The sequence below is a fragment of the Parapusillimonas granuli genome (assembly GCF_013416525.1).
Classification (GTDB): domain Bacteria; phylum Pseudomonadota; class Gammaproteobacteria; order Burkholderiales; family Burkholderiaceae_B; genus Parapusillimonas; species Parapusillimonas granuli.
On sequence record NZ_JACCEM010000002.1, the window covers coordinates 325701 to 348667 of the forward strand.

Consider the following 22967-nt stretch of genomic DNA (forward strand, 5'->3'; position numbering starts at 1 on the left):
TTGCGCGGCTTCCCTGGCGATGATCCTGGGAAACACGGCGTTTGCCGCCACATCCACTTCCAAAGAAGGTAAAACCATGAGCACAACTCCCCGCGTCAACCTGCAGACCAACCAGGGCGCCATCCTGATCGAACTCGACGCCGAAAAAGCGCCGAAGACCGTCGAAAACTTCCTGACCTACGTCCGGGAAGGCTTCTACGACGGCACGATCTTCCATCGGGTCATCAACAACTTCATGATCCAGGGCGGCGGTTTCGAGGCGGGCATGAAGCAAAAGCAAACCCATGCCCCCGTCGAAAACGAAGCCAACAACGGCCTGAAGAACAATCGCTACACGCTGGCCATGGCCCGCACCGCCGATCCGCATTCCGCCACCGCGCAGTTCTTCATCAACGTGGCCGACAACGACTTCCTGAACTTCACCGCGCCCACGCCCAACGGCTGGGGCTATGCCGTCTTCGGCAAGGTCGTCGAAGGCACGGAAATCGTCGACAAGATCAAGACCGTGAAAACCGGCAACAAGGGCTTCCATCAAGACGTCCCGACCGACGACGTCGTCATCGAAAAAGCCACGGTCGTTGACTGAAATCCCGCTGACGGGCCGTGTCTGGATCGCGTCGGACATCCACCTGGGGCCCGGCACGCCGGCAACGGCCGCCGCCTTCTACCGCTTTCTGGACCAGGCCCGGGCGCAAGCCGACGTCCTGGTCCTGTGCGGCGACATCTTCGACGTCTGGATCGGCGATGACTACGCCCTGGATGCTCCGCCGGAATGGCTGGCCACCGCGTTGGCCAAGTTCCGCCAGGCGGCCGGCGCCCTGCAGCTATGGCTGGGGCGCGGCAACCGCGATTTCCTGATCGGGCCGGCCCTGGCCGACCACATCGGCGCCCGCTTGCTGCCCGACCCCGTCATACTCCGCACGGACGCCGGCCGGCTGCTGCTGGCCCATGGCGACCAGTACTGCACCGCCGACCGCTCCTACCAGCGCTTCCGCCGGATCGTGCGCTCGCCCGCCGTGCAAGCCGCCTTCCTGAAGCTGGGGCTGGGCCTGCGCCGGGCCATCGCCGACCGCGCGCGCCGGCGCAGCATGCAGGCCAACCGCGACAAGCCGGCCGGCATCATGGACGTGGAAAACGACGCCGTCCGCAGGGCCTTCCGGCAAGCGGGCGTGCGCCTGCTGGTCCATGGGCACACGCATCGGCCCGCCGTCCACCGGCTGGACCTGGACGGGCAGCCGCACACGCGCATCGTCCTGCCCGATTGGGACTACGACCATGCGCCCGAGCCGCGGGGCGGCTGGCTGCAAATCGATGCGGCGGGTCCGGCCCTGCATCAGGCGCCGAAATAAAGCGTCAGTAAAGCGCCAGCCGGGCCCGCGGCCCATTCAGCGCATGGCCAGCCACAGGAACACGACGCCGCCCAGCGCGATCCGGTACCACGCGAAAGGCCGATAGGTGCGCCGCGAAACGAAGCGCAGCACGGCGCGCACCACCAGCAGCGCGCTGAAGAAGGCAGCGGCGAAGCCGACGGCGATGGCGGTCAGCTGCGTGTCGTTCAGCGCGGCGCCGTTGCGGTACAGGTCGTACACGGTGGCGGCCAGCATGGTCGGCATGGCCAGGAAAAAAGAAAATTCGGTGGCGGTCTTGCGCTGTATGCCGGCGATCATGCCGCTGATGATGGTGGCTCCGGAACGGGAAGTGCCCGGCACCATGGCAAGACACTGCGCAAACCCCACCACCAGCGCCTGCTTCCAGGTAATTTCCTCCAGCGAGCGCGCCGTCGCGGTCTGGGACGACACGCTGTCGTCGGTCTGCGCCACGGCGCCCGCGCGCCGCCCGCCCGACGGCTCTTTGGCATACTGCGGCTTGCGCTCGACCCAGAGCATGATCAGCCCGCCCGCCACCAGGGTGAACACGAACACGGCGGGGCTGTGGAACAGGGCCTTGATGTGCTTGATCATGACGGCACCGATGACCGCCGCCGGCAGGAAGGCGATCAGCAGGTTGCGCATGAACAGCACTTCGCTGCGCTCGCCCCGCAAGGCGCCGGTCAGCAACTGCCAGAGCCGGGCGCGGAAGATCCATATGACGGCCAGGATGGAGCCGAACTGGATGACGACCTCGAACACCTTGTCGTCGCTGGATGAAAAATCGATCCAGTCGCCGATGATCAGAAGATGCGCGGTGCTGGAGACGGGAATGAATTCCGTGAGGCCTTCGATGAGCCCCAGGCACAGGGCTTTGAACAGAAACCAGTTGCTTTCAGTCATGCTTGCTCGTTGTGGTGGTCGTCGGCCGGTTCCAGGCTGCGCTCTATGCGCACCATGGCGATGCGGCGGCCGTCCAGCCTCAGGACCGTGAATCGGAAGACGGCGCGGCCGTGGCGCAGCTCGCAGCTGTCGCCCGGGCGGGGCAGCTGCCCGAAGCGTTCCAGCAGATAGCCGGCAAGGGTCGAATAGCCCTCGTCGTCGTCCACCAGCCCGTCGGTGTTGAGCAGGAGTTCCAGATGGTGCAGGTCGGCGGCGCCGTCGGCGCGCCAGCTGTTCTCGCCTTCCGCCACGATGTCGGGGGTTTCGTCTTCGTCGGGGAATTCGCCGGCTATGGCCTCGAAGACGTCTATGGGCGTGACCACGCCCTCGATGGTGCCGAACTCGTCGGTGACCAGCACCAGCTGCCCGCGCGAACGCTTGAGCGTGTCCATGAGCTTGAGCACGCCGATGGAGTCATGCACCACGATGGGATCGCGCAGGCGCGACAGGCGGATGGAGCCGTTGGAGATGAGATCGGCGATCATTTCCTTGGCCCGGCCTATGCCGATGACCTCGTCGAGCGACCCGCGGCAGACCGGGAAGAAGCTGTGCGGCGCCTTGGAGATCTGCTCGCGCAGCGTGGCCGCATCGTCGTCCAGGTTGATCCAGGACACGTCGTTGCGCGGGGTCATGATGGAATGGATGCTGCGGTCGGCCAGCGACAACACGCCGCTGACCATGTAACGCTCCTCGTCCTCGAACACCTGGGCGGGCGCTTCGGCCTCCGCCGCCGATTCAGGCTCGGGCCCGGCCAGCGGGCGCATGCCCAGCATGCGCAGGACCCCTTCGGCGGTCCGCTCGCGCAGCGGCCGCCCGGCCTCCAGGCGCCGCATGTTGCGGCGCGTCAGCTGATTCAGGGTTTCGATCAGGACCGAGAAGGTGATGGCCGCGTACAGATAGCCCTTGGGCACGGCGAAGCCGAAACCTTCGGCCAGCAGCGAAAAGCCGATGGTGAGCAGAAAGCCCAGGCACAGGATGACGACCGTGGGATGGGCGTTCACGAAGCGGGTCAGCGGCTTGGAGGCCACCAGCATGAGGCCGATGGCGATGGCCACCGCCAGCATCATGATTTCCAGGTGGTCGACCATGCCGACCGCCGTGATGACCGCATCCAGCGAGAACACCGCGTCCAGGATCACGATCTGGACCACGATGACCCAGAAGCCGGCGTGCATGGCGGCGCCGCTCGCATGGGCTTTGCGCCCTTCCACGCGCTCGTGCAGTTCCAGGGTGCCCTTGAAGAGCAGGAAGAAGCCCCCGATGATGAGTATCAGGTCGCGCCCGGAGAACTCCAGCGGCCCGACCGAGAACAGCGGCGCCGTGAGCTTGATGAGCCAGGACATGACGGACAGCAGGCCCAGCCGCATCAGCAGGGCCAGCGACAGGCCCATGACCCTGGCCCGGTCCCTTTGCGCGGGCGGAAGTTTCTCCACCAGAATGGCGATGAAGATCAGATTGTCTATGCCCAGGACGATCTCGAGGATCACCAGGGTAAGCAAGCCGACCCAGGCGGAGGGGTCCAGCATCCACTCCATCGGTCAATGGCTCCGTAAAATCGGTTCAGCCCTGAAGATAGCCGAGCATCTGGGGAAAGATCTTGGGCGTGGCGGCCAGCACGCTGCCGCTTTTCATCCAGCCCTGCTCGCCGTCGAAGTCGGCGATCAGCCCGCCGGCCTCCAGGATGAGCAGGCCGCCGGCGGCGAGGTCCCAGGGCTTGAGCTTGACCCCGCAAAAGCCGTCCAGGCGCCCGCTGGCCACATAAGCCAGGTCCAGGACGGTGGAGCCCAGGCGCCGGGCCGCGGCGCATTCGGACAGCAGGCCCGAGAACCTGGCCTGGGCCGTGGCCACGAACGCCGACCCGGGGATGTGGGCGCCCAGGATGGCATCAGGATAGCGCCGCAGGCCCGAGACGCGGACGCGCCGGTCGTTCAGGAAGGCACCGCCCCCCCGGCTGGCCGTGAACAGTTCGTTGCGGTTGGGATCGTAGATGACCGCCTGGGTGACCTGGCCGCGCTGCGCCAGCGCGATCGAAATCGCGTAGATCGGCAGGCCGTGGATGAAATTGGTGGTGCCGTCCAGCGGGTCGACGATCCACTGGAATTCCGGGACCTCGCCTTCGGCCTGGCCGGGCGCCGGATGCACGCCGGATTCTTCGCACAGGAAGCCGTGGTCGGGATAGGCGCTGCGCAGGACGTCGACGATGGCGTCTTCGGCAGCCTGGTCCACTTCCGTGACATAATCGTTGGGCCCTTTGCGCCCGACCTGCAGGCGTTCCAGGTCGAGGCTGGCGCGATTGATGATGGCGCCGGCACGGCGAGCCGCCTTGATGGCGGTATTTAGCATCGGGTGCATAAGATTCCGTAATTAGTCAAAGTCTGCCATTGCGGCGCGGGCCTTGCGCTCGAACCGGGCCCCGGTCCGCATCGGCCGCGATAAACCCGCTGTTTAGGCAGTATAAACTCACCATTTTAAATGACTCAGAAGTTTTCCTCCGAACCTCCCGACTCTTTCGCCCGCGTGCGCTTCATCATGGTGCAGCCCAGCCACCCCGGCAACGTGGGCGCCGCGGCCCGCGCCATCAAGACCATGGGCTTCCATGACCTGTGCCTGGTGGCGCCGCGCTTTCCCGACGTCCTGACGCAGCCCGAAGCGCAGTCGCTTGCCAGCGGCGCCACCGACGTGCTGGCCGCCGTGCGGATCTTCCCCCGGCTCGAAGACGCCCTCGCCTGCACCACGCTCGCCTTCGCGCTGACCGCCCGCGCACGCGTGCTGGGCCCGCCGCCCTGCGACATTCGCGAGGCGGGCCAAGCCGCCAGCGGCCATCTGAGCCGGCCCGGAGCCCGGGTCGCCGTCGTTCTGGGCACGGAAAGGTCCGGGCTGACGAATGAGGACATTGCGCTATGCCAGCGCATCTGCCACATTCCCGCCAATCCCGAATACAGTTCGCTGAACGTCGCGCAAGCGCTGCAGCTGGCCGCCTGGGAAATGCGCTATGCGCTGGCGCAGGCGGCGTCCCTGCCGCTGATGCCGACCACGGAGGGCCGGCACGACCAGGGCAACGAGCCGGCCGGCAACGAAAAAATCCAGGCCTTCCTGGCCCACTGGGAGGAGGCGATCACCGAGGTCGGCTTCCTGGACCCGGCCCACCCGAAGAAGCTGGTTCCGCGCATGCGCCATATGTTCAGCCGCAACGCCATGACCAACGACGAGGTCGACATGATGCGCGGCCTGTGCACCGCCATGATCAAGGCGGCGCGCAGGGAAGGCTGAGGAAGGCGGCCCGGCCTCAGGCCGGGACGAGCGCCAGCCCGGTCAGGCGCGACAATTCCTGGATGCCGGCGCCGGATGCGTCGTCCAGCAGGATGACCTTGCCGTCCTTGAGCTCGAACACGGCCAGGTCGGTGTAGACGCGGGTGACGCAGGCCACCCCGGTGAGCGGGTAGGTGCAGCGTTCCACGAGCTTGCTTTCGCCCTCGCGGGTGAGCAGGTCCATGAGCACATAGACCGATTTGGCGCCGATGGCCAGGTCCATGGCGCCGCCGACGGCGGGTATGGCGTCGGGCGCCCCCGTATGCCAGTTGGCCAGGTCGCCCGTGCGCGAGACCTGGAACGCGCCCAGCACGCAGATGTCCAGGTGGCCGCCGCGCATCATCCCGAAGGAATCGGCATGGTGGAAATAGGCGCCGCCCGGCAGCAGCGTCACGGGCTGTTTGCCGGCGTTGATGAGGTCCGGGTCTTCGGCGCCGGGTTCGGGGGCCGGGCCCATGCCGATGACACCGTTCTCGCTGTGCAGAATGATCTCGCGGCCTGCGGGAAGATAGTTCGCGACCTTGGTGGGAAGCCCGATGCCGAGGTTCACCACGCTGCCTTCGGGGATGTCCTGGGCGACGCGCGCGGCCATTTGTTCACGTGTCAATCGATTCATTTTTGAGCTCCCAGTGCCACCACGCGCTGCACGAACAGGCCCGGCGTGACGATCGCTTCGGGGTCCAGCTCGCCCAGTTCCACGATGCTGTCGACCTGCGCGACCGCCACCTTCGAGGCCGTTGCCATGATGGGGCCGAAATTGCGCGCCGTCTTGCGGTAGACCAGGTTGCCCCAGCGGTCGGCCTTGTGCGCTTTGATCAGCGCATAGTCCGCGTGCAGGGGATATTCCAGGATGTAGTCGCGGCCGTCGATGTGGCGGGTTTCCTTGCCTTCGGCCAGCGGCGTGCCGACCGCCGTGGGCGTATAGAAGCCGCCGATGCCCGCCCCCGCCGCGCGGATGCGTTCCGCCAGGTTGCCTTGGGGAACGAGCTCGAGTTCGATCTTGCCGGCCCGGTACAAGCCGTCGAACACGTGGGAATCCGTCTGGCGCGGAAAAGAGCAGATGATCTTGCGTACCCGGCCGGCCGCCAGCAGCGCGGCCAGGCCGGTGTCGCCGTTGCCCGCGTTATTGTTGACCACGACCAGGTCCTTGGCGCCCTGGTCCAGCAAGGCGTCGATCAGTTCCGTCGGCTGGCCCGCCATGCCGAACCCGCCGATCATGACGGTGGCGCCGTCGGGGACGTCCGCCAGCGCCGCGCGCACACTTTCAAAAATCTTCGAGATCATTTCATACCTGCTTTTACCGCTAATCATCTGTCAAAGAAGTGCCGGCGCGTCGTTTCCGGCGCGCCGGCGAACCGCCACCGCGCGGCGATCGATCAGTCGACCGTTGCGCCGGATGCCTTGACGACCTTGGCCCAGCTTTCCACTTCGGACTTGATGAAGTCGCCGAATTCGGCGGGCGTGGTCTTGGCGGGCACGGCGCCCAGTTCGGCCATGCGCTTCTGGACGTCGGGCTTGGCCAGCGCTTCCAGGATCACCGCGTTGAGCTTGTTCACGACTGCGTCGGGCGTGCCCTTGGGCGCGATCACGCCGAACCACGAGGACACGTCGAAGCTGGGGAAGCCGGATTCCTGCATGGTGGGCAGGTCGGGCGCGGTCTTGGAGCGATCGGCCGTGGTCACGGCCAGGGCCCGCAGCTTGCCCGCCTCGACGTGCGGCCAGGCCGACGGCATGTTGTCGAACATGTAGTCCACTTGGCCGCCGATCAGGTCCGTCATGGCGGGAGAGCTGCCCTTGTAGGGAATGTGGGTCACGTCGACCTGGGCCACCTGTTTGAAGAGTTCGCCCGCCATGTGTATGGAAGTGCCGCTGCCCGACGACGCGAAATTGAGCTTGCCGGGATTGGACTTGGCGTAATCGACCAGTTCCTTCACGCTTTTTGCCGGCACCTTGGGGTTGACGACCAGCACGTTGGGCACGCGCACCGCCAGGGCCACGGGGGTGAAGTCCTTGACCAGATCGAACCGCAGGTTCTTGTACAGCGTCTGGTTGATGGCGCTGGTGACGGCGACCATGTAGAGGGTGTAGCCGTCGGGTTCCGCGCGCGCGACCATTTCGGACGCGATGTTGCTGCCGGCGCCCGGGCGGTTCTCGACCACCACCGGCTGGCCCAGGGCGTCGCCGATTTCCTTGCCCAGTATGCGCGCGACGACGTCGGTCGTGCCGCCCGCGGAAAAACCCACCACCATGCGAATGGCATGGTCCGGATAGGCGGCCGATGCGGCCGCTGAAACACCCAGTGTGGCGGCCAGCAGGCAGGTGCCCGCCAGAGCTTTGATCTTTGATCCTGCTTTGAATTCGATTGGCATATGAATTCTCCTTAGTATGTCCGTCTTATGGACGGTTTATAATGGACTCCGCTATTCTGCTGGATATTTTGCTGTTTTCAAACCAAGAAGTACACACCGTGGACACTTTCCCCGATGAAAACGCCAATTCGGGCCCCCGCACGCTGCGGCGCGGCCTGCAGGTTCTGCGCTGTCTGCAGGAAAACGCGCAAACCGGGCTGAGCGTCACCCAGCTGGCAAGAATCACCGGCCTGCAGCGCCCCACCATCTACCGCCTGCTCAGCGCGCTGATCGAAGACGGTTTCGCCAGAAGCATCCCGGGCACGAAGCGTTTCATGGCCGCTGGCGCCCCGTCGCCGTCGACGGCGCAGCGCGACCCGCGCATCGAGCTCGCCCTGCCGGCCATGCAGAAGCTGGCCGCCATCACGGGGGACGCGGTTTTCCTGGTAGTGCAGGACAAGCACGAATCCATCAGCCTCTGGCGGGAAATCGGCCCCTATCCGGTACAGATTCTGGCAACCTTCGCCGGCAAGCGCCAGCCGCTGGGGGTGGGCTCGGGCGGACTGGCGCTGCTGGCCCGGCTGGATGACGAATCGGTTGAGGAGATCATCGCGCTGAACAGCAAGGTCCTCGAGCAATACGGGGGGATGTCGCCGCGGGAGATGCGCCAGCTGGTGCAAAACACCCGGACGCGCGGGTATTCCGTGGTGGGAAATTACGCGGTGCGCGGGGCGCTGGGCGTGGGTTGCGCTTTGTGCGACGGCAAGGGGAAGCCGCTGCTGGCCATCAGCGTGACGGCCATCACGGAACGCATGCCGGCAAGCCGCCAGCGCGAGATCGCCGGCCTCATACAGGAAGGCCTGCGGGGCATCGCGGACAAGCTTTGATCGGCGGCCGCGCCGGCCCGGCGGGCGCTGGCCCGGCGCGGCCGCCGGGCCAGCGCCGCGTCAAAGCGACCTGCCGGTGATCAGGCGCACCAGCACCATGATGATGGCGATGACGATCAGCAGATGGATGAAACCGCCAAGCGTGTAGGAAGTGACCAGGCCCAGCAGCCACAGGACGATCAGGACAACGGCGATGGTATAGAGCATGTCGGCTCCTTTTATGTAAAAAAACCGGCGCTTGTATTATTTACTGGCTTCGTGGCCGACCACGCCGCCCACCGCCGCGCCGCCCAGCGTGCCCAGCGTGCTGCCGCCGGTCAGCACGGCGCCGCCCACGGCACCGACACCGGCGCCTATGGCCGTGTTCCTGCCTTGGCGAGACATTCCTCCACATGCGGCCAGGCTCAAAGAAACGGCCAACAGCAATGTGCCCGCAGCAATTCGTTTTGTCGTTTTCATATCAAACCCCTATCTAAATTTGGACGCACATCACGGCGTGCATGTGCTTGCCTGCCTATAGCAAACGGCGTACCCGCAACAATCAGACACGGGTTCGACCGACCTTGGCACGCCGCTTGCTCACTCAAGCCGTGAAGGCCAGGTGGCTGGTCATCTCAGGAGATCACTTATGAAAAAGCTTCTTGCCGCAACCTTATGCTCGCTCTGCACCGCCGCCGTTCCCGCCGCATTCGCGCAAACCACGGCACCCGCGCCCACCAATCCCACGGCGCCCGGCAGCCCGGCCGTTCCCGGCAGCCCTGCGAGCCCGGCGACACCGCCCGCCGCCCCCGGCGCCACGCCGCCCGCAGGCAGCGCGGCTGCGCCTGCCGCCGAGGCAAAGGAATCCATCACCGGCTTGAGCGTGAAGAAGAAGATCATGGGCAAAACCGTGGTCAATGAGAACGATGAAAAGATCGGGGAAATCAATGACGTCGTCCTGGCCGCCGACGGCAAGGCGATTTATTTCATCGTCGGCGCGGGCGGTTTCCTGGGCATGGGTGAGCGCGACGTGGCCATCCCGTTCAAGGAAATCAATCAGACCGGCGACAAGCTGGTGCTTTCCGGCTACACCAAAGACCAGTTGAAGGCGCTGCCCAAAGTAGAAGTGGCTGGATAAGGCGCATCACTTCCGGACGGGGCCCGCGCGCGGGCCCCTCCGCCTCCACAGGAGCCCACCATGACGCAAGCAGACACCGCCCCGGAAAAGAACAGCACGCCTTTTCCGACATCCAAGGACAACCCCCGGGACGAAAAACTGGACTCCGCGCTCGAAGATACGTTCCCCGCCAGCGATCCGGTTTCCGTGTCCACCGCCAAACCCGAGCCTCCCAACGGCTCGCACGCAAAAAACCAGGGACCAGACTCCGCCAAGGAGCAGGAAGCCGTTCCCGAAGAGAGCACGCTGGATGAAGCCATCAAGGAAAGCTTCCCGGCCAGCGATCCCGTATCGGTGAGCACCGAGAAACCGGACGATACGCAATCCTGAATGGCGTCCCACGAATCCAGCAAGGACGCACGCCGGGCCGAGGTGTACGTCCTGTCCGCGCGCGGCAGCGAGCCCGAACACGAGCGAGCCGTGCACGAGGAACTGGCGCGGCGCATCGCCGCCCTGCTCGGCGCCCGCTACGGCGGCCGGTACGACGCCGCCGCGCCGCCCGCCGGCCGCGCCTACGCCGGCCGCGCCTACGCCGGCCGCGCCTATTTCGTGCCCAGCGACACCATCGTCGGCCTGGCAAACGCGCGCCAATTGAAGCTGGCGTCCGAACACGATCTGTTCGGCGGCATCGTCCCGCATCCCTTCGTCGCCACCAAAGCCATCACGCATGCCGTGCTGCGCGAGGACAGCAGGACGCCGGCGGGCTGGTCGCGCCGGTTCGGCGACGAAGTCCGCGACAGCGTCCTGTCCGGGTATTCGGCGTTCACGCTGGACGACGCCCTGGAGGCGGGCGAAGCGCTGCTGTCGGCCGGTCCGGTGCGCATCAAGCCGGTGCTGGCCACCGCGGGCCGCGGCCAGATACTGGTCGAGTCGCGCGGCGAGCTCCTGGCCGCGCTGGAACGGCAGCAAGGCGGCCTGCTGGAAACCCACGGCCTGGTCCTGGAAGAACATCTGGAGGATGTCAAGACGTACAGCGTGGGCCGGGTCGCGGTCGGCGGCCTGGTGGCGAGCTATGTCGGCACGCAAAGCCTGACGCGCGACAACCACGGCGAGCTGGTGTATGGCGGCTCCACGCTCACCGTGGCGCGCGGCGAGTTCGAGGCGCTGCTCCTGCTGGCGCTCAGCGAGGAGGAGCGCCTGGCCATCGCCAAGGCCAGGCGCTACGACGAAGCGGCGACGCGATGTTTTGCGGGATTCACGGCTTCGCGCCGCAACTACGACATCGCCGGCGGCTCCAGCCGCAAGGGTGAAATCCGCTGCGGGGTCCTGGAGCAATCGTGGCGCATCGGCGGCGCGAGCGCGGCGGAAATCATGGCGCTGCAAGCCTTCGCGGCGGACCGCGACTGCAAGGCGCTGCGCGCGCAAACCCTGGAAATCTTCGGGACGCACGAAGCGCCCGAAGGCGCCCAGAAGCTGTTCCAGGGCGTCGATCCGGACATCGGTCTCATCAGCAAATATGTAAGAGTGCAAGCTTATGGGAACTAGCAGCACGAGCATCGAAATCCTGGTGGAGGAAGAACGCCTTGCCGGCACCTTCCTCGCGCCGGAAACCAAGGTTCCGGGCGTCCTGTTCGTGCACGGATGGGGCGGCAGCCAGGAACGCGACCTGGACCGGGCGCGCGGCATCGCCGGCCTGGGCTGCGTATGCCTGACCTTCGATCTGCGCGGTCACGAGAAGGGCTCGGCGCGGCAGCAGACGGTCACGCGCGAGGAAAACCTGCGCGACATCATTTCCGCCTACGACCTGCTGGCTCGGCACCCCTCCATCGACCCGCGCTCGATCGCGGTGGTGGGCACGAGCTACGGCGCCTACCTCTCCACCATCCTGACCACGCTGCGGCCGGTGAAGTGGCTGTCGCTGAGAGTCCCTTCGCTCTATCGCGACACGGACTGGGAGACTCCGAAAAGGCAGCTGAACCGCCAGGATCTCGCGGTCTACCGCAAGGCGCCGGTCAGCCCGGAGGAAAACCGCGCCCTGGCCGCATGCACCGCGTTCCGCGGCGACGTCCTGCTGGTCGAATCCGAGCATGACCACTTGGTGCCGCATGCCACGATCATGAGCTACCGCGCCGCTTTCCGGAATTCTCACTCCCTGACGCATCGCGTGGTCGACGGCGCCGACCACGCCTTGAGCACCAAGATCTGCCAGCAGGCGTATACCTCGATACTCGTGGGCTGGATCACCGAGATGGTGGTGGGCGCGCGGGTCGGAGGCAGGCCGGGAATCTCGTAGTAATCTATAGGCTTTCCCGACTCGCGCCCCAAGCCCGCGACATGATCCCTTTTTCGATACTCGATCTTTCTCCCATCGCCGAAGGCGGCACGGCCGCCCGTTCGTTCCAGAACACGCTCGACCTCGCCCGGCACGGCGAGCGCTGGGGCTACCGGCGCTTCTGGATGGCCGAGCACCACGGCATGCCGGGAATCGCCAGCGCGGCCACCTCCATCCTGATCGCGCACGTTGCGGCCGGCACCTCCAGCATCCGCGTCGGCGCGGGCGGCATCATGCTGCCCAACCACTCTCCCCTGATGATCGCGGAGCAATTCGGCACGCTGGAGTCCCTGTATCCGGGCCGCATCGATCTGGGGCTGGGCCGCGCGCCCGGTTCGGACCAGGCCACCGCGCGCGCCTTGCGGCGCAATCTCGCGTCCGATCCCGAAGAATTCCCCCGCGACGTCGTCGAGCTCATGGACTTCATGTCCGACGAACCCCGCCAGACGGTCATGGCGGTTCCGGGCAAGGGCCTGAACGTGCCCATCTGGATACTCGGGTCCAGCCTCTTCGGCGCGCAGCTGGCGGCCGCCCTGGGGCTGCCCTACGCGTTCGCGTCCCATTTCGCTCCCCAGCAAATGATGCACGCCATCCAGCTGTACCGCGCCGGCTTCAAGCCTTCGGCCCGCCTGGACCGGCCCTACGTGATGCTGGGCTTCAACGTCTTTGCCGCCGACACGGACGACGAGGCGCAGTTCCTCGCCACCTCGTGGCAGCAGTACTTCGTGAACCTGCGCAGCGGCCGCCCCAGCCGCCTGCCGCCGCCGGTGCGCGGCTATCTCGAACAGCTGGGCCCGCAGGCGCGGGAACTGATCGAGCACGTTCTGTCGTGCTCGGCGATCGGCTCGGCGGAAACGGTCGCCGGGCGGCTCAAGGAATTCCTGGCCGCGACGGGCGCCGACGAGCTGATGATCACATCCAACATATTCGATCACGCGGCAAGGCTGCGTTCCTATGAAATCACCGCCCAAGTGCGCGATGCGCTTTGAATGACATGACAGAAGCAGACACCATTTCCTCCCGCCTCGCCCGCATGCGCGAGCGGATCCGGGCGGTCGCGGTCCGCGCGGGCCGCGACCCCGACGCCGTGCAGCTGCTGCCCGTCAGCAAGACTTTCGGCGAGGCCGCCATCCGGGAAGCCGTCGCCGCGGGCGCGCGGCGCTTCGGCGAGAACAAGGCCCAGGAGATGCGCAGCAAGTATGAGCCGCTGATCGACTGCGGGATCGAATGGGTGATGATCGGCCATTTGCAAACGAACAAGGCGAAGGACGTTGCCCGCATCGCGTCCGAGATCCAGTCCCTGGACCGCATGGACCTGGCCATGGCGCTGGACCGCCGCCTTCAGAAGGAGGGCCGCGCGATGGACGCGCTGGTGCAGATCAAGACGTCCACGGAGCCCAGCAAATACGGTCTGCCGCCTGAGGAACTGCCGGAATTCCTGCGGCGCGTCGCGCGGGAGACGCCGACCCTGCGTGTGCGGGGGCTGATGACGCTGGCGATCAATGCTCCCGATCAGGACGCGGTGCGGGCGTGTTTCCGGACGCTGCGGGAACTGCGCGATCGGGTGCGCGAAGAAGGGATCGGCAATGTGGAGCTGGAGCGTTTGTCGATGGGCATGAGCGGCGATTTCGAGATCGCGATCGAAGAAGGGTCGACGGAAGTCCGCATCGGCACGGCCATTTTCGGGGGCCGGGTCTATGGCGATTCTTACTATTGGCCCGAGGACCAGGCCGTGCGTTGACCGGCCCTAGCCGGCGAAGCCCCCGGCATCGATGAACGCCCGCTCCGCGGCCGTCGTCTCGCGCCCGAGCATGGGGTTGCGATGCGGAAAGCGCCCGAATCGCCGGATGATGTCCAGGTGATCCTCGGCGAACGGCAAAGACGGCCCGCCCAGAACCCGATAGAGCGCCACCGACCGCTCCTGCGCATCCAGCCGCTCCGAATGCATGAACGGCAAATAACAGAAGCCGCGCAGATCCGGCGGGATTTCCTGGTCGAGCCCGGCGTCCACCATGCGCCGGGCGAAATGCAACGCAAGCCCGTCGGCGGCGTACATATGGCCCGTGCCCCGGAACGCATTGCGCGGAAACTGGTCCAGCAGGATCAGCAAAGCCAGCCCGCCCTCGGCGCCATCCGCCCAGCCGTCCAGCTCCCGGCGGGCCGCCGCCATGTGCAGGCCAAGAAAACGGTCGCGAAAAGCCTGGTCGAAGGCATCCGACTTGGTGAACCATTTTCCCGGCCCCGCCTCGCGCCAGAACGCCACGACCGACAGCGCTTCGGGCGCCGCGCCCAATTGATCTTGCATGGATTTCCCCTCGTCGAAAACAGGATTCCGCTACCTTACCGCGCTTGGCATCGAGGCTACAAGCCGCCATGGCCCGACGCCGAAGCGCCTTCCAGCGCCCGTTCGCGCCGCCCCAGGAAATAGCCGCAAGCGCCCCAAAGCGCCGCCAGCACCGCGGCGAAGAGCATGGCCACGGTGGGCGTTTCGCTGATGACGTCTATGCCGCGCTTCAGCCAGCCGCTGACCGCGTCGCCGCCCCGGTACACGACCGTGTCGATGAAATTCTTCGCCTTGTACTTTTGCGCCGGCGGGACCACGGTGTAGAGCATTTCGCGCCCCGGCCTCACCAGCGCGTACTCCCCCACCCTGCGCATGACCATGACCACGACGAAGACGGCGAACACCGGCGTCATCGCCAGGGCCAGGAAACCCAGGACCATGGCGGCGGGCACCGAGACGAGCAGCACGCCGACGCCCAGCCGCTTGGCCACCCGGCCCGTGAAGAAGGCCTGGATGATCAGCGACAGGGCCTGCACCACCGCGTCGATCATGCCGAACACCCGCGTCTGGGCGGCCCGGTCCGGGAAGTATTCCGCGACCAGCCGCGCTTGCTCGAAATACAGAAAGGTATTGATGCCGGCCAGCAGCAGGACGAACACCGTGATGCCGAGCAGATAGGGAGAGCGCAGAGTCTCGGTCGCGCCCTCGAAGGGGTTGCCGCCCAGGGGCTCGCTGCGGGACGCATCCTCGCCGTCCGCCTGGACGGGATGGGCGTCGCGCCAGCGATGCAGGCCGGAAGCCGCCGCCGCGCTGGCCAGCAGCAGCATGGCCGAGATCAGCAGCAGGCCGCCGTGGCCCACGAACCCCACCAGCACCGCGCCGGCGATCGGCCCCGCCAGCCCGCCTATGCTCGCGCCCCCGGCGATCAGCGCGAAGGTGCGCTTGGCTTGCGGGACGCGCAGGACGTCGGCCAGCACGCTCCAGGCCAGCGATATCGCCACCAGGTTGAAGACGGACAGCCAGATATAGAAGCCGCGCGCCACCCAGAGATTGTCGGGGTCCAGCCGGAAGCTGGCGGCGAACCCCGCCAGCACCAGCGCGCAGCCGGCGTACAGCCAGGGCAGCAGCGTGCGCCGCGGCAGCCTGGAGGCCAGCCATCCGAAGACCGGCAAGACGATCAGCGTGGCGATGAAGGTGCCGGTGAACAGCCATTGCAGGTTCTTCACGCCGCCCGCCACGCCCATGGTCTCGCGCACCGGGCGCAGCATGAAGTAGGCGGTGAACAGCAGGAAGAACATCGACAGCCCGGCGACCACCGCCGGCGCTTCGTGCGGCTCCACATTGAACAGCCTGGCTATGCGGCGCAGGAAACGCTGCGACAAGTCTCTGGACATGGCTCCGCCTCCGGCCGTTCACCAGCCATAGAAACGCGGCCAGGCCTGGACGCCGCCCTCGGGCGGCAGGACCTGGTATTCGGGAAACTGGGCGGCGGTGGCGCAGGCGTGGTTGGGCAGGATGCGCAGGCGGGTGCCGATGGGAAAGCGTTCGGCGATGCCGAGGTCCGGCTCGCCGGCCCGGGACACGATGCCGTGTTCCTGGTTGGCGCCGCTCATGAGATAGCCGTCGAGCACCGCGCCGTCTTCGGCGCACACCTGGCCATAGCCGAAATCATGCTTCTGCTTCTGCGTGCCGCGGTCCCGGCTCATTGCCATCCAGCCCGCATCGACGATGGCCCAGCCTTTTTCTTCCTGGTGGCCTATCACGGTGGTCAGGACGCTCATGGCGATCTCGTCGGTCGTGCACACGCCGACATTGTGCATCACGAGATCGAAGAAGACATAGACGCCGGCGCGCACTTCGGTGACGCCTTCCAGCCGCGCGGCCGACAAGGCCGTGGGCGTGGAGCCGACGCTCACGCCCGGGCAGGCCATGCCATGGTCGCGCAGGCGCTGGGCGGCGAGGACGGCGCCGGCGCGCTCCTGTTCCGAAATGGCGAGCAGGGCCTCGCGGCTGTCGCAATCGTAGCTGGACCCCGCGTGGGTCATCACGCCGCCCAGCCGCATTCCGGCGTCATGCAGCGCCCGGGCCGCGTCCAGCAGCACCGCATCGCCGGGCTTGATGCCCGAACGGTGGCCGTCGGTGTCGATTTCTATCCATACTTCTAACGCCGCCCCGTGCCGTTTGCCGAAGCTGCCGATCTCGCGCGCCATCGCGACGCTGTCCGTGATGATCTTGAGGTCGCATCCGCGCCGGCAAAGCGCAAGCGCCCTGGGGAGCTTGTCGGGCGTCATGCCCACGGCGTAGAGGATGTCGGCGATGCCGCCCTCGAAAAACTGCTCGGCTTCTTTCAGGGTTGAGACCGTGATGCCCCGCGCGCCGGCGGCGATCTGCGCCTGGACCACGGGCAGGCATTTCGCGGTCTTGGCATGCGGGCGGAAGCGCAGGCCGAAGGCGTCCATGCGGCTTTGCATGCGCTCGATGTTGCGCTGCATGCGCCGGGCGTCGACCACGGCGGCGGGTGTGCTCAGCTGACGGATAAGGGTCATGGGCGGCCTTTCGAGTGGAGCCGTGCGCCCCGGCGTGCGGGCGCATCGCGAAGGATCAACCATACTCCATGGCGGCGCGCCCGTGTGTATCAAAAGCACGACAAGTACAGGAATCGGCGAGCGGCGGGAAGGTCTCGTGGTAAAAGACCCTTCATGAACGAACTCGAAAAACTCGTATCCGACAGCTTCCACGCGCAAGGGCTGATGCGCACGCTGGGCGCGGAACTGGCGCTGGTCGCGGACGGCGAAGTCCACATCGCGCTGCCGTTCTCGCCGACGCTCTCCCAGCAGCACGGCTATGTCCACGCCGGCGCCGTCACCAGCGTCGTCGACAGCGCTTGCGGCTACGCGGCGCTGACCAAAGCCCCCGCCGGCTTTGAAGTGGTCACGGCGGAATTCAAGGTCAATTTCCTGCGCCCCGCCATCGGCGAGCGCTTCCTGGCGATCGGCAAGGTGGTGAACGCCGGCAAGCTGCTGGCCGTCTGCACCGGGGAAGTCCGGGCCTTCACGGGCGCGTCCGCCAAAGTCGTCGCGCTCATGCAGGCCACCATCGTTTCCGTGGGGCCCAGATAAGGCCCGGCCTTTTGCCCTATTTCTTCGGCGCCACGCGCCAAACGGTGTTGGACAGGTCGTCGGCGATGATGAGCGCGCCGCGCGGGTCCACCGTCACACCGACCGGGCGCCCGCGGGTGGTGCCGTCGTCGTCGCGAAAGCCGCTGACGAAATCCACTGGCGGCCCGGCCGGACGGCCGTCGCGAAACGGCACGAACACCACTTTGTAGCCCACCGGATCCGGCCGGTTCCAGCTGCCGTGCTCGCCCACGAAGACGCCTTCGGCGTATTCTGGCCCCAGCGCCGGATCGGAGAACGACAGGCCCAGCGCCGCCACATGGGATCCCAGGCTGTAATCCGGCTTGATCGCCGAGGCGACCTTCTCCGGATTCTGCGGCCGGACGCGTTCATCCACGTTCTGCCCCCAGTAGCTGTAGGGCCAGCCGTAGAAGCCGCCTTCCTGGACGGCCGTGAGATAGTCCGGCACCAGGTGGGCGCCGATCTCGTCGCGCTCGTTCACGACGGCCCACAGCCGGCCCGTTCCGGGCTGGACGGCGAGCGCGGTCGGGTTGCGCAAGCCGGTGGCGTAAGGCTTGTGCGCCCCGCTGGCGGCATCCACCCGCCATACCATGGCGCGGTCGACCTCGGCCGTCATGCCGCGTTCGGTGATGTTGCTGTTGGAGCCGATGCCGACATACAGATAGCGTCCGTCCGCGTCGGCGGCCAGCGCCTTGGTCCAGTGGTGGTTGATCGCCGACGGCAGGTCCGTGACTTTTTCCGGCGGGCCGCCGGCCCGGGTCTGGCCTTCCTCATAGTCGAAACGGACCAGCGCATCCTGGTTGGCGACGTACAGCTTGCCCTCGACCAGCGCAAGCCCGTATGGCGCATTGAGATTGTCCGCGAATACCGTCGCCAACTCGTAAACGCCGTCGCCGTCGGCGTCGCGCAGCAGGGTCAGGCGGTTGCCTCCTTTCACCGGGCTGGTGCCCCGGGCCTTGATGTAGCCGGCGATCACGTCCTTGGGCTTGAGGCTGGGCGCTCCGCCGCCCCGGCCCTCGGCCACCAGGATGTCGCCGTTGGGCAGCACCAGCGTCTGGCGGGGAATCTTCAGGCCCTTGGCGATGGCAGCGACGGTGTAGCCTTCGGGCACCGTGGGCAGCCGGTCGCCCCATTCGGCGGGCTTGGCGATGACCATGTCGGGCAGCAAGCCGCGCTCCGGCGCCGGCAGTTCAGGGTTGGGACCGTATTGCGCCGGCTGGGCTTCCGCGCCGCGCGCGCCCAGCAGCGCCGCAAGCGCGACGGCGGCATGCATGGCGATGTGTTTCATGTCTTCGCTCCCATGCGCGGGGTGCTGAAGCCGAACCATGCCGCCAGGCAGGCGAGCACGGCCGCGGCCACCGAGAGGATCAGGCCGCCGGGCATGACGGCCCATGCATCCCGGGCATGCGCCAGGGCGCTGAAGAGGCCGGCCGCCCAGGCGGCCAGCAGCAGGACCGCGTACAGGCCGATGCCGCGCGCTCGGCGATGGGCGCGCAGCAGGTCCACGACCGCGAAGATCAGCGCGATGCCGGCGAAGACCAACCCGCCGGCGACGAGCCAGGAAGCGAAGTTGGCCCACTGGATTTCATAGGTCGACGCGTAGGCGTAATCGCTCAGAGCGGCGCCCAGAAACAATGGGACGGTCCCGGCCAGAAACACCGCATGGACGGGATGGATCGCTTCGGAATACCTGCTTTCAACAATGATGACGGTCATCAAGACTTCCTCCTCGTACGACTGGGCCGGACGCTCGCGGCGCCGCGAGCGGACAGCAAGCGACGTGCCATGGACGCGCGCGCCGGCGGCCCGGCTCCGGACATCGTCTTTCGGCAAGCGGCGCGCCCGTCCCGGAGCGCCTCCGTTTGCCGCCTTGCCGTTCTTGGATCAAACTACGAGACTTTCATCGAACAGCTTCACGAGACATCCATGAAACGGGCGGCGCCTGACTGGCTTGTACCTATAGCGGCAATTTTTGTTCTCCAGACCATCGCCTCCTTCCTGTCGCGATTCATTCCCATCATCGCCCCGGCCGTTTCCGAAGAATTCGGATGGAGCGGCAGCTCCATCGGCTATCTGACCGCCGCCAATTCGCTGGGCGGGCTGGCCGTCCTGATCGCGGGCTCGGCGCTGTTCAAACGGATAGGCGGCATGCGGACCCTGCAGCTCACGCTGTTCGCCGGCGCCGTCAGCATGGCCTTCTTTCTGCATCCCGCCGTGGGCGTCGCCCTGGCGGCGTGTTTCGTGATGGGGCTGAGCAACGGCGCCGCGAACCCCGCCGGCAGCGAAGTCCTGCAACGGTTTTCCCCGCCCGGCAAGCGCAACCTCGTCTTTTCCATCAAGCAGGCCGGGGTTCCGCTGGGCGGCGTCATCGCGGGGCTGCTGATCCCGGTCATGGTCGCCTACGCGGGGTGGCGGACCGCCCTGTTCGTCTGCGCCGGGCTGGTCGTCCTGCCGACCATGCTGACATGGCGGGTGAGCGCCCGGATCGACGAAGCCCCCGCCATCGGCCGCCCCTGGCTTGGCCGGCCCAGCCTGCAATCGCTGCGGGCGCTCGATGCGCCGCTGCGGTCGCTGCTGCGCAGTCGCGGCCTGCTGAAGATATCGGTGGTGGGCAGCCTGTTCGCCGTTTCGCAAAGCTGCTGGTTCACCTTCACCGTGGTCTATCTGATAGACCGCCTGGGATTCTCGCTGGGACAAGCGGGCGTGGTGTTTGCCGTGATGCAGACGGGCGGCGTGATCGGCCGCATCGGCCTGGGCTGGCTTTCCGATTACTTGCGGTCGGCCACCGCTTCGCTGTCGCTGGCGGCGCTGTTTTCCGCGGCGACGACGGCGCTGCTGGGAGCGAGCACGCCCCAGTGGCCTTTATGGACCATCGTCCTGCTGGCGTTCATCGCGGGCTCGTCGGCCGCGAGCTGGAACGGCGTGCAGATCGCCGAAGTGGCCAGGCGTTCGCCGCCCGACCAGATATCGGAAACCGCGGCCGGGTCCAGCATCTTGGTGAACCTGGTGAACATGCTGGCCCCCACGGCGTTCGCGGCCTTCGTCGCCGTCACCGGGCGCTATGACTACGCCTTCGCCGCCGCCGGCGCATGCACGCTGCTGGTGCTCGCCGTCCTGCCCCGGGACAAGAAGCCCGGGGCATGAGGGCCGGCGCTCAAAACTCGACCCGGATCCCGGCCATGATGCTGCGGCCCTGGATGGGCGCCGCCCGGGAAATGAACGAGGCATGGTTGTAGCCGAGCTTGTCCAGCAGATTGCTGCCCCTCAGGTAAAGCAGATAGTCGGTGCCGGCCATCTTGCCTTTGTACGAGACGCCCGCGCCCAATAGGCCGTAGCCCGACGTGGCCTGCTCGTAGCCGGCAATGCGGCTCTGGCGCAAAACCTGCGTGTACTCCAGGAAACCGCCCCAGCGGCCCCAGTCCAGGCTGGTGCGCGCACCCACCCGGGCGGCGGGTATGCGGGGCAGGTCGCCCGCGCCGCCGCGCAGCTTGCCGCGCACGTAATCGCCGAAGACGGCCACCGACAGATTGGGCGAAACACGGTACGAAGCTTCGGCCTCCACGCCGGCAAAGGACGCGTCGCCCTGCGTGTACTCGATCAGGCGGAAGTCCTCGTGCCGGTCCAGCGTGTTGCCGTAGATGTATCCGTCGATGCGGCTGAGAAAGAAATTGACCGCGAAGCGCAGGTCGCCGTCGGTCTTGCGCAGGCCCAGGTCCACCGTACGGGCGGTTTCCTTGCCCAGGTCGGCGTTGCCCTTCTCGTAGGTCAGCGTGGCGAAGTGCACGCCGCGGGCGTAGAGCTCCTGCGCATTGGGCATGCGCTGCGAGCGCGAAACCGAGAACGCGGCGGCGTAGCCCGGCACGAAGTTCCAGGTCGCTCCCGCCGACAGCGAGGTGGCGCCGCCGTCGTAGTCGGGCCGGGTGCCGGTTTCCGGGCTGACCGATTGCCGCTCGTGGCGCGCGCCCAGTTCGAAGCGCCAATCGTTCCAGCGATAGGTTTCCAGCAGGAAGGCCCCGGTCGATTGCGTGCGCGTCTTGGGAATGAAGCTCTCCGAGCCGCCGAAAGAAGCGAAGTCATAGCGCGATGCCTGCATGCCGATCACGCCGTCCCACCCGCCCAGCGGCTTGTGGCGCAGTTCCAGGCGACCGTCATAGCCCCGATTGGTGAACGTCGTCCCCAGCCGGCCATCGTCGCGCTCGTCGTGCCGGTAGTCCGTGTATCCGCCGCGGAACCGCAAATCGGAGAAGCCCGCGAACGGATCGCGCAGCTCGCCCCGCACGTCCAGCCGCTTGCTGCGCAGATGCGCCGTCGCGGCATGCTCGCCGTGGCCGTGATCATGACCGTGGTCGTGGTCGTCACCGCCGTCGTCATGGCCGTGCCCGTGGCCGCCGCAGTGCAGCGTCGAGCCGTGAGGATGGCAGTCCTCGTATTCGTGGCTGTGGCCGGGCAAGCCGTAGTCGTCCTCGCGGTACGAATAGGCGGCGCCGATATAGCCGCGGCTGCCCACGAACGACAAGCCGACGCTGCCCGTGGCGCTGTCGGCGTTCGAGTTGGCCACCCTGCCGTCGGTCCAGTCCGCCACGCGATAATCCCCGGCGCGGCGCCTGGCGCCCTCCACGTGCACGGCGATATTGCCCTCGCCCGCCGTCAGGCCCACCGCGGCCGCGCGCTCCTTCGCCGCGGTGGATCCCAGCATCTCGGCCGAGCCGCTGAAGCCGTTTTCCGGCACCTCGGTGGGGATCTTGTCGTCCAGCACGTTGACCACCCCGCCGATGGCGCCGCCGCCATACAGCAGCGCCGAGGGCCCGCGCAGGATCTCCACGCGGCGGGCCAGCAAGGTATCGACGGTAACGACGTGATCGGGCGATACGCCGGACGCGTCCGCCACTTCCGACCCATCGCTCAGGACCTTGACGCGCGGCGCCGTCTGCCCGCGGATCACGGGCCGGCTTGCGCCGCCGCCGAACGTATCGGCGCGCACGCCCGGTTCGCCTTCCAGCAGCTCGCCCAGCGTGCCTCGCCGATTCAGCGTAAGGCGCTCGCCCCGCAGCACGCCGGCGGGCGTCGCCAGGCTGTCGCTGTCCAGCCTGAGCGGGTTGGCCGTCACGACGATGGGCGGCAGGCTCTCGACCGGCTCGGCCGTGGCGGCGGCCTGCGCATGGGCGGATGTGGTGGACGCCACGATCAGGGCGAGTGTCAAAGGGCGGTGGGTCGGTCGCATGAGGACTCCTGCAGAGAATGAAGATGAAGGATGGAGAACCAGGC

Annotated in this window: 26 protein-coding genes; 12 read left to right on the forward strand and 14 right to left on the reverse strand. The window is 66.9% G+C overall.

The annotated features are described in order from the left end of the window. Positions 1 to 76 precede the first annotated feature (76 nt). Together H0A72_RS04265 and H0A72_RS04270 are read left to right on the forward strand one after the other, a co-directional pair. Positions 77 to 586 (forward strand): peptidylprolyl isomerase, encoded by a 510-nt coding sequence (locus H0A72_RS04265; protein WP_180153812.1) that lies wholly within the window; start codon positions 77 to 79, stop codon positions 584 to 586. After that, on the forward strand, positions 579 to 1349 hold the full coding sequence (locus H0A72_RS04270; RefSeq protein WP_180153813.1) for a UDP-2,3-diacylglucosamine diphosphatase: 771 nt from the start codon (positions 579 to 581) through the stop codon (positions 1347 to 1349). Before H0A72_RS04265 ends, H0A72_RS04270 begins: the two co-directional genes overlap by 8 nt. A 36-nt stretch (positions 1350 to 1385) precedes the next feature. Here the strand turns inward: H0A72_RS04270 and H0A72_RS04275 are convergent, their stop codons facing one another. Genes H0A72_RS04275 through H0A72_RS04285 form a run of 3 tightly spaced genes read right to left on the reverse strand, consistent with a single transcriptional unit; the run spans position 1386 to position 4661 of the window. Continuing rightward, a complete protein-coding gene (locus tag H0A72_RS04275) occupies positions 1386 to 2270 on the reverse strand; it encodes an undecaprenyl-diphosphate phosphatase (RefSeq protein ID WP_180153814.1) in 885 nt (294 codons plus the stop codon). Further along, positions 2267 to 3844: a TerC family protein gene (locus H0A72_RS04280; protein WP_180153815.1), complete on the reverse strand. Its 1578-nt coding sequence runs from the start codon at positions 3842 to 3844 to the stop codon at positions 2267 to 2269. Before H0A72_RS04280 ends, H0A72_RS04275 begins: the two co-directional genes overlap by 4 nt. 25 nt (positions 3845 to 3869) lie before the next feature. Further along, entirely contained in the window at positions 3870 to 4661 is a 792-nt protein-coding gene (locus H0A72_RS04285; protein ID WP_180153816.1) for an inositol monophosphatase family protein, read from the reverse strand. Between the two features lie 177 nt (positions 4662 to 4838). On the opposite strand from H0A72_RS04285, the gene H0A72_RS04290 reads away from it, so the two are divergent. Beyond that, positions 4839 to 5579 (forward strand): RNA methyltransferase, encoded by a 741-nt coding sequence (locus tag H0A72_RS04290; protein ID WP_180154039.1) that lies wholly within the window; start codon positions 4839 to 4841, stop codon positions 5577 to 5579. 16 nt (positions 5580 to 5595) lie between these two features. Here H0A72_RS04290 and H0A72_RS04295 read toward each other — a convergent pair whose 3' ends face one another. From H0A72_RS04295 to H0A72_RS04305, 3 genes are all read right to left on the reverse strand, one after another. Next, a complete protein-coding gene (locus H0A72_RS04295; RefSeq protein WP_180153817.1) occupies positions 5596 to 6234 on the reverse strand; it encodes a 3-oxoacid CoA-transferase subunit B in 639 nt (212 codons plus the stop codon). Further along, on the reverse strand, positions 6231 to 6902 hold the full coding sequence (locus H0A72_RS04300) for a 3-oxoacid CoA-transferase subunit A (RefSeq protein WP_180153818.1): 672 nt from the start codon (positions 6900 to 6902) through the stop codon (positions 6231 to 6233). The genes H0A72_RS04295 and H0A72_RS04300 overlap by 4 nt, the downstream gene beginning before the upstream one ends. A 92-nt stretch (positions 6903 to 6994) precedes the next feature. Next, on the reverse strand, positions 6995 to 7987 hold the full coding sequence (locus tag H0A72_RS04305) for a Bug family tripartite tricarboxylate transporter substrate binding protein (RefSeq protein WP_180153819.1): 993 nt from the start codon (positions 7985 to 7987) through the stop codon (positions 6995 to 6997). Between the two features lie 98 nt (positions 7988 to 8085). Between H0A72_RS04305 and H0A72_RS04310 the strand changes: the two genes are divergently transcribed. Next, complete coding sequence (locus H0A72_RS04310) at positions 8086 to 8853, forward strand: IclR family transcriptional regulator (protein ID WP_343060091.1); 768 nt, start codon at positions 8086 to 8088, stop codon at positions 8851 to 8853. Between the two features lie 60 nt (positions 8854 to 8913). Here H0A72_RS04310 and H0A72_RS04315 read toward each other — a convergent pair whose 3' ends face one another. Further along, positions 8914 to 9060: a lmo0937 family membrane protein gene (locus tag H0A72_RS04315; protein ID WP_180153821.1), complete on the reverse strand. Its 147-nt coding sequence runs from the start codon at positions 9058 to 9060 to the stop codon at positions 8914 to 8916. A 36-nt stretch (positions 9061 to 9096) separates the two neighbouring features. Continuing rightward, on the reverse strand, positions 9097 to 9312 hold the full coding sequence (locus H0A72_RS04320; protein ID WP_180153822.1) for a glycine zipper 2TM domain-containing protein: 216 nt from the start codon (positions 9310 to 9312) through the stop codon (positions 9097 to 9099). Between the two features lie 169 nt (positions 9313 to 9481). On the opposite strand from H0A72_RS04320, the gene H0A72_RS04325 reads away from it, so the two are divergent. Genes H0A72_RS04325 through H0A72_RS04350 form a run of 6 tightly spaced genes read left to right on the forward strand, consistent with a single transcriptional unit; the run spans position 9482 to position 14022 of the window. Further along, positions 9482 to 9970, forward strand: coding sequence for a PRC-barrel domain-containing protein (locus tag H0A72_RS04325; RefSeq protein ID WP_180153823.1), 489 nt, complete (start codon positions 9482 to 9484; stop codon positions 9968 to 9970). A gap of 60 nt (positions 9971 to 10030) precedes the next feature. Next, positions 10031 to 10339: a hypothetical protein gene (locus H0A72_RS04330; protein WP_180153824.1), complete on the forward strand. Its 309-nt coding sequence runs from the start codon at positions 10031 to 10033 to the stop codon at positions 10337 to 10339. Beyond that, positions 10340 to 11494 carry a DUF3182 family protein gene (locus tag H0A72_RS04335; RefSeq protein ID WP_180153825.1) on the forward strand — a complete coding sequence of 385 codons (1155 nt, stop codon included), beginning with the start codon at positions 10340 to 10342 and terminating at the stop codon, positions 11492 to 11494. Next, positions 11484 to 12242: an alpha/beta hydrolase family protein gene (locus H0A72_RS04340; RefSeq protein WP_180153826.1), complete on the forward strand. Its 759-nt coding sequence runs from the start codon at positions 11484 to 11486 to the stop codon at positions 12240 to 12242. The genes H0A72_RS04335 and H0A72_RS04340 overlap by 11 nt, the downstream gene beginning before the upstream one ends. A gap of 41 nt (positions 12243 to 12283) precedes the next feature. Continuing rightward, on the forward strand, positions 12284 to 13270 hold the full coding sequence (locus H0A72_RS04345; RefSeq protein ID WP_180153827.1) for an LLM class flavin-dependent oxidoreductase: 987 nt from the start codon (positions 12284 to 12286) through the stop codon (positions 13268 to 13270). Between the two features lie 5 nt (positions 13271 to 13275). Next, complete coding sequence (locus H0A72_RS04350) at positions 13276 to 14022, forward strand: YggS family pyridoxal phosphate-dependent enzyme (protein WP_180153828.1); 747 nt, start codon at positions 13276 to 13278, stop codon at positions 14020 to 14022. Between the two features lie 6 nt (positions 14023 to 14028). Here H0A72_RS04350 and H0A72_RS04355 read toward each other — a convergent pair whose 3' ends face one another. Genes H0A72_RS04355 through H0A72_RS04365 form a run of 3 tightly spaced genes read right to left on the reverse strand, consistent with a single transcriptional unit; the run spans position 14029 to position 17111 of the window. Further along, a complete protein-coding gene (locus tag H0A72_RS04355) occupies positions 14029 to 14586 on the reverse strand; it encodes a DUF924 family protein (protein WP_180153829.1) in 558 nt (185 codons plus the stop codon). A gap of 56 nt (positions 14587 to 14642) precedes the next feature. Further along, positions 14643 to 15959, reverse strand: coding sequence for an NTP/NDP exchange transporter (locus H0A72_RS04360; protein ID WP_180153830.1), 1317 nt, complete (start codon positions 15957 to 15959; stop codon positions 14643 to 14645). Positions 15960 to 15977: 18 nt separating this feature from the next. Further along, entirely contained in the window at positions 15978 to 17111 is a 1134-nt protein-coding gene (locus tag H0A72_RS04365; RefSeq protein WP_180153831.1) for a DSD1 family PLP-dependent enzyme, read from the reverse strand. A gap of 153 nt (positions 17112 to 17264) precedes the next feature. Between H0A72_RS04365 and H0A72_RS04370 the strand changes: the two genes are divergently transcribed. Continuing rightward, a complete protein-coding gene (locus tag H0A72_RS04370; protein WP_180153832.1) occupies positions 17265 to 17684 on the forward strand; it encodes a PaaI family thioesterase in 420 nt (139 codons plus the stop codon). A 16-nt stretch (positions 17685 to 17700) separates the two neighbouring features. Here the strand turns inward: H0A72_RS04370 and H0A72_RS04375 are convergent, their stop codons facing one another. After that, complete coding sequence (locus tag H0A72_RS04375) at positions 17701 to 18990, reverse strand: PQQ-dependent sugar dehydrogenase (protein WP_180153833.1); 1290 nt, start codon at positions 18988 to 18990, stop codon at positions 17701 to 17703. Next, on the reverse strand, positions 18987 to 19418 hold the full coding sequence (locus H0A72_RS04380; protein WP_180153834.1) for a DUF2231 domain-containing protein: 432 nt from the start codon (positions 19416 to 19418) through the stop codon (positions 18987 to 18989). The genes H0A72_RS04375 and H0A72_RS04380 overlap by 4 nt, the downstream gene beginning before the upstream one ends. 210 nt (positions 19419 to 19628) lie before the next feature. Between H0A72_RS04380 and H0A72_RS04385 the strand changes: the two genes are divergently transcribed. Then, on the forward strand, positions 19629 to 20846 hold the full coding sequence (locus H0A72_RS04385; RefSeq protein WP_180153835.1) for an MFS transporter: 1218 nt from the start codon (positions 19629 to 19631) through the stop codon (positions 20844 to 20846). Positions 20847 to 20856: 10 nt separating this feature from the next. On the opposite strand, the gene H0A72_RS04390 is transcribed toward H0A72_RS04385, so the two are convergent. After that, complete coding sequence (locus tag H0A72_RS04390; RefSeq protein ID WP_180153836.1) at positions 20857 to 22923, reverse strand: TonB-dependent receptor domain-containing protein; 2067 nt, start codon at positions 22921 to 22923, stop codon at positions 20857 to 20859. Positions 22924 to 22967 lie beyond the last annotated feature (44 nt).